The sequence below is a fragment of the Aliivibrio sp. A6 genome, assembly GCF_028765505.1.
Taxonomy (GTDB): Bacteria; Pseudomonadota; Gammaproteobacteria; order Enterobacterales; family Vibrionaceae; genus Aliivibrio; species Aliivibrio finisterrensis_A.
Genome location: NZ_JARACR010000103.1, coordinates 1 through 772, shown reverse-complemented (window position 1 = coordinate 772; position 772 = coordinate 1). Strand labels below are relative to the sequence as shown.

Here is a 772-nt window from a genome sequence, read left to right as displayed (position 1 = left end):
AGAGCTGTGTAAAGTTAATTGCTTACTTATAGAAAGCTTCAACAGTACCTTTTAATTTGATTAGCATTGGTTGACCACGGCGATCTAATGCTTTTGGTGATGGGATTTTAACCCAACCTTCACTGATACAGTATTCTTCAACATCTGTACGTTCTTTGCCGTTAAGTTTTATACCAATATGATATTCAAAACACTCTGCTACATGATGCGGGCTGCGTGGATTACCAGAAAGGTGATCAGGTAAAGCTGGTTGAGATTTGATATCGTTCATGTTTGTTGCCTGTGAAAATAAAAAGTGCGCTATTGTAGTCAATATACTTCTAAGGCTCAATAGCTATGTCTGATTATAATCAGAACCGTGAACAACGGAGTGAGATGTTATAATGTTCAAATAAAAAATGTTGCATTCACGTCCTTGCCCTGAGTGGAGTACCCCACGAAAAGTAGACACTCTCTATTTTACTTATTTTCATACTCAACTGGGCTTACATAACCTAACGCTGAGTGCCTTCTTTTACGGTTATAGAACACTTCGATGTACTCGAAGATCCCAGCTCTAGCTTCATTTATAGACTGATAATCTTCCGCATAAATCAGTTCGACTTTTAGTCGACTGAAAAACGATTCCATTACAGCGTTATCCCAACAGTTACCTTTACGACTCATACTTGGCTCTCCGCCATGTCTACGCATAAAGTCTTGGTATTTTTGAGAGCGATATTGTACACCGCGATCTGAGTGGATAATAAGCCCCTTAGGGGGCTTACGTGAT

The 772-nt window shown here is 39.4% G+C and carries 2 protein-coding genes; both read right to left on the bottom strand.

Annotated elements, in window-relative coordinates:
* Positions 1-22: 22 nt before the first annotated feature.
* Entirely contained in the window at positions 23-271 is a 249-nt protein-coding gene (locus PVK70_RS18795; protein WP_130046140.1) for a DUF3297 family protein, read from the bottom strand.
* Positions 272-459: 188 nt separating this feature from the next.
* Positions 460-772 (bottom strand): IS3 family transposase (locus tag PVK70_RS18790; protein WP_274441716.1); only part of this gene is annotated, 313 nt, incomplete at its 5' end.

Coding starts and splice junctions, on each gene's coding strand:
- PVK70_RS18795 (WP_130046140.1), bottom strand. CDS start 271: ATGAACGATATCAAATCTCAACCAGCTTTACCTGATCACCTTTCTGGT.